Source organism: Brevundimonas sp., assembly GCF_036399195.1.
Classification (GTDB): domain Bacteria; phylum Pseudomonadota; class Alphaproteobacteria; order Caulobacterales; family Caulobacteraceae; genus Brevundimonas.
The window spans coordinates 1-3,961 of sequence record NZ_DASWNO010000129.1; the positions used below are offsets into that span (position 1 = coordinate 1).

General features: G+C 68.7%; 6 protein-coding genes. 3 read left to right on the forward strand and 3 right to left on the reverse strand.

Annotated elements, in window-relative coordinates; all coding sequences use genetic code 11:
• A partial coding sequence (locus VGB60_RS06040) for a fatty acid desaturase (RefSeq protein ID WP_331037363.1) occupies positions 1-309 on the reverse strand: 309 nt, incomplete at its 3' end.
• Positions 310-450: 141 nt separating this feature from the next.
• On the opposite strand from VGB60_RS06040, the gene VGB60_RS06045 reads away from it, so the two are divergent.
• Genes VGB60_RS06045 through VGB60_RS06055 form a run of 3 tightly spaced genes read left to right on the forward strand, consistent with a single transcriptional unit; the run spans position 451 to position 2,038 of the window.
• Positions 451-858, forward strand: a complete 408-nt coding sequence (locus VGB60_RS06045) for a hypothetical protein (RefSeq protein WP_331037364.1) — start codon at positions 451-453, stop codon at positions 856-858.
• A complete protein-coding gene (locus VGB60_RS06050; RefSeq protein WP_331037365.1) occupies positions 858-1,055 on the forward strand; it encodes a helix-turn-helix transcriptional regulator in 198 nt (65 codons plus the stop codon). Before VGB60_RS06045 ends, VGB60_RS06050 begins: the two co-directional genes overlap by 1 nt.
• Before the next feature lie 35 nt (positions 1,056-1,090).
• Positions 1,091-2,038 (forward strand): alpha/beta hydrolase, encoded by a 948-nt coding sequence (locus VGB60_RS06055; RefSeq protein WP_331037366.1) that lies wholly within the window; start codon positions 1,091-1,093, stop codon positions 2,036-2,038.
• Positions 2,039-2,046: 8 nt separating this feature from the next.
• On the opposite strand, the gene VGB60_RS06060 is transcribed toward VGB60_RS06055, so the two are convergent.
• Both VGB60_RS06060 and VGB60_RS06065 read right to left on the reverse strand, forming a co-directional pair.
• Positions 2,047-2,910, reverse strand: coding sequence for a DUF3298 and DUF4163 domain-containing protein (locus VGB60_RS06060; RefSeq protein WP_331037367.1), 864 nt, complete (start codon positions 2,908-2,910; stop codon positions 2,047-2,049).
• A 20-nt stretch (positions 2,911-2,930) separates the two neighbouring features.
• Positions 2,931-3,944 carry a UbiA family prenyltransferase gene (locus VGB60_RS06065; RefSeq protein ID WP_331037368.1) on the reverse strand — a complete coding sequence of 338 codons (1,014 nt, stop codon included), beginning with the start codon at positions 3,942-3,944 and terminating at the stop codon, positions 2,931-2,933.
• Positions 3,945-3,961: the final 17 nt, after the last annotated feature.

Here is a 3,961-nt window from a genome sequence, read left to right on the forward strand (position 1 = left end):
CAGCGAAGCGCCGATCGGGACCGCGCACAGCCAGTGGCCGAGCCAGTCGTTCACGCGGCGGTTGGACGAGAGTCCCCCGTGCGCCGCCTCGTGCATCAGGATGGCGAGGCCCAGCTGCCGGGTTCCGACGACTGCAATGCACAACGGGATCAGAGCCGGCCATGTCACCCCGGCCGCGACCGCGACGGCGATCACCGCCCAGCAGTGCGCCACCAGCAGGGGTCCGATCCAGGCGGAGCGCGTCTGGAATGGAGTCCACTCTCCAGGCGTGAACAGGTCGGTCGGGCGGGCGCGGGGAGCGGCAGGCATGACCTTAAGATACGCTCCCGCGCCCGCACGGCAAGGCGGCGCGCTCCGGCTGAACATGTCATGCATGCCTGACGAAAAGTCATGTTGACATGACATAATGCTGATGTAAGGTAAGCCTTACTTCAAATGGGAGTGTTCGTCATGCTAAGCCTCTGGAGGACCGGAACGGAAGCGCATCGCCGGTACGTCATTCGCACCTTCGCCTTCATGATTCCGTACATGCTGATCTGCGTGTCGATGATGGTGACGGACGTCTTCGACGAGGTGATAGGGACCCCCGCGGCCTGGGTCCTGGCCGCCGCGGTCTCGGCTCCGGTGATCGGCCAGTTGTGGGCGACGCTCAGCCTGATCCGTGAAAGCGACGAGTTCGTCCGCGCGGTGATCGCCAAACAGTTCATCGTCGCCGCAGGCCTCGCCATGGCGCTGGCGACGTTCTGGGGTTTCTCCGAAACCTTCGCCGCCGCGCCCCACCTGCCGGGCTGGTTGGTCTACGCTGCCTTCTGGGCCTTCTTCGGCTGCGTCAGCCCCTTCATCAAGAGCTCGAACTGATGAAGAACCGCCTCAAACTCCTGCGCGTCGAGCGCGGCTGGACCCAGGAACAGCTGGGGCAGGCGCTCGGCGTCTCCCGCCAGGCCGTCAACGCGCTTGAGACCGAGAAGCACGATCCCTCGCTGGACCTCGCCTACCGGATCGCCGTGTTGTTCGCCCGCCCGGTTGAGGACGTCTTCGACAATCCGCACACCTGACGTCGTCAGGACCCCCCGCTCACAAGGACATCGCCATGCTGAACTCCACCCGTCTTTCCGGGCGCGCGCCCCTGCGCCTTCTGGTCGCCGCCTCCGCCCTCGCCCTTGCCGCGGGCGCCGCGCTCTCCGCGCCGTCGGTTCAGGCGTTCCCCCAGGTCGCCGCGCCGCGTCAGGCCTTCATCTCCGACCGGCTCTCGGTCGAGGTCGTCGGCGCGGGACCCGACGTGTTCCTCATCCCCGGCTTCGCCTCGTCGCGCGAGGTGTGGCGCGCCGAGGCTGAGCGGCTCAGGGCGACCCACCGCGTTCATCTGGTGCAACTGGCCGGCTTCGCGGGCGAGCCGTGGCGTCACGGCGACGGTCCCTTCGTCGAGCCCGCGGTCGAGGCCCTGGTCAGCTATATCCGCGAAGCCGGTCTCGAACGTCCGGCGATCATCGGTCATTCGATGGGCGGCATGGCGGCCTTGATGCTGGCGCAACGCCATCCGGACCTGCCGGGACGGGTGATGACTGTCGACAGCCTGCCGTTCTTCTCCGCCCTGTACGGGCCGCAGGCCACGGCGGAGACCGCCAGTCCCTTCGCCGAGCAGGCGGCGGCCGGGATCGTCTCCGCCGACGAGGCGACGTACCGGGCGGGCCAGGAACGCGCCGCCGTGGGCTATTCGCGCGCGCCGGCCACACAGGCCGCGATGGTCGAATGGTCGATGCGCTCGGATCGCCGGGCGATGGCGACCGCCATCCGTGAGGTCATGACGACCGACCTGCGGCCTGGACTGGGCTCGATGACGACCCCGGTTTGGGCGCTCTACGCCGCAGACGCCGACGGCGGCGCGCCCGCCGCGATGGCCGATGCGCTGTGGGCGCGGGAGTACGCCGGTCTGGCCGCCGTTCATCTCGTCCGCGTGGATGACAGCCGCCACTTCATCATGGCCGATCAGCCCGACCGTTTCGCGGCGCTGATCGACCAGTTTCTCGCCGCGCGCTGAGCGTCGGTTTAGGCCGGTCGGGCTTGGGGCGACCCCGGCGTGACGTCGCCCGCGCGAGCGAGCCGGCCGCCGAATTCGCTGCTGTAGGCGGGGGTCAGCATCGACCGGAACACGGTGGTCTGGATAGCGATCTCGTACGCGCCTTCGGCATAGGGTCCGACCTGATAGGGGCCGATCAGGAAGGTCAGCCCTCCCGCCTTGCCGGGCGTGTCGGACGGGGTCAGCGTGAAGGCCGTGTCGCGCGCACGGGGACAGGAGAAAGCCTTGCCGCCAAGCGTGACGCCGGGCGAGTCGGGCGCGCGGGCGCGTTTGGCGGCGTTCAGGGCCGAGCAGATCGCCTGATCCAGCACGGTCAGGTCGGCGGTCTTGCCCAACAGATCGGGCAGCCCGATCCGGCGCTTGAGCGTCTTGTCCCACAACAGACCGCTGGAGAGCGTGTTCGGATGCGCGCCACCGGAATAGTCGTAATCCACGCGCTTCAGGCTCAACAGCTTCGGCGTCTGCAGGGCGGTGCTGAAGCTGATGTCCTTGGCGTATTTGGGCAGGCCGCTGTCCGCCCCCGCTTCGGTCAGCTCGCCCTGGGCGCCCTCCACGAACTGGCGCAGGCGGCGCACCTCTTCCTCATAGAGCGCCGGGTGCAGGTCGGGCTGCGCCTTGAGCGACTCGGGCAGGCTCAGGCGCACGTCCGCCCAAGGGGTCTTCGACTCGAAAGTCAGGGGCGCGGTCGGGCCCGTGGCGGCAACCGTAGCGGCCTGTCCCGGCGCAGCCTTCGCCGCGGGCGCCGGCTCGCGGTCCCGGTTGCAGCCCGCCGACGCCACAATCAGGATGGCGACGGCGGCGAGGCCGGCGTGGCGGAGGGGAGAGGTCGTCATGCGGGACTCCTTCACAAGCTTCACCCTACAGCAGCGCCGAGGATGATGGCGGAAAGCAGGATGAGGCCGGCGTCGCGGTTCGATTTGAACAGCCGCAGCGCCAGCGCCGATTCTTCTGGCCTGAGACGCCAGACCTGCCATCCGAGTTGAGCCGCATAGGACAGCAGCGCCACCCAGAACAGCGGGCCCAGACCGGCCGTCGCGCCCGCGCCCGCGGCGCACAGGAGAGCGAGGAGGTAGAAGACCGCAACGCCCTGTCTGACCGCTCCGGCGAGACGGCGAGCCGAGGATTTCACCCCGACCATGGCGTCATCCTCGATGTCTTGCAGGGCGTAGATGGTGTCGTAGCCGAGGGTCCAGAACACGCCGCCGGCGTACAGGAGCAGGGCGGCCAGATAGTCGCGCGGCTCCAGCGTCGGAATGATGGAAGGCGCCGGCGGGCCGATGCTTTCCACCTGCAGCGTGTTCAGGAAGGCGAACTTGGCGGCCAAGGTGAAGGCGGCGGCGAAGCCCATAAGCGCGCCCCAGTTGAAGGTCAGTCCCAGCCAAGCCTGCGGCCACCAGGTGACGCGTTTCATGAAGGGGTAGGCCGCGACGAGCGCCAGCGACGCCACGCCGAGCATGATCGCCGTCAGGTTGAGGGTCAGCAGGATCAGCAGGCTGACCAGACTGCAGGCGATGACGAAGGCCCAAGCCTGTTTGACGGTGATGCGTCCCGACGGGATCGGCCGCAGGGCGGTGCGCGCCACCTTGGCATCGATGTCCCGGTCGACGATGTCGTTGAAGGCGCAGCCCGCGGCCCGCATCAGGCAGGCGCCCAAGGCGAAGCCGACGAACAGCCAGGCGTCGTAGGCGTCGGGCCCCCTGCGATACTGGGCGAGCGCCAGCGCGATCCCCTGCCAGCCCGGCAGCAGCAGCAGCCATATCCCGATGGGTCGGTCGAAGCGGCCGAGCTTGAGCCAGGGCTTCAGGCTTTCCGGCGCATGGCGGTCCACCCAGTTCGATCCGGCGTCGGGCAGGGGGGCGGAGCTCATGGCTCAGGTTTAGCCGG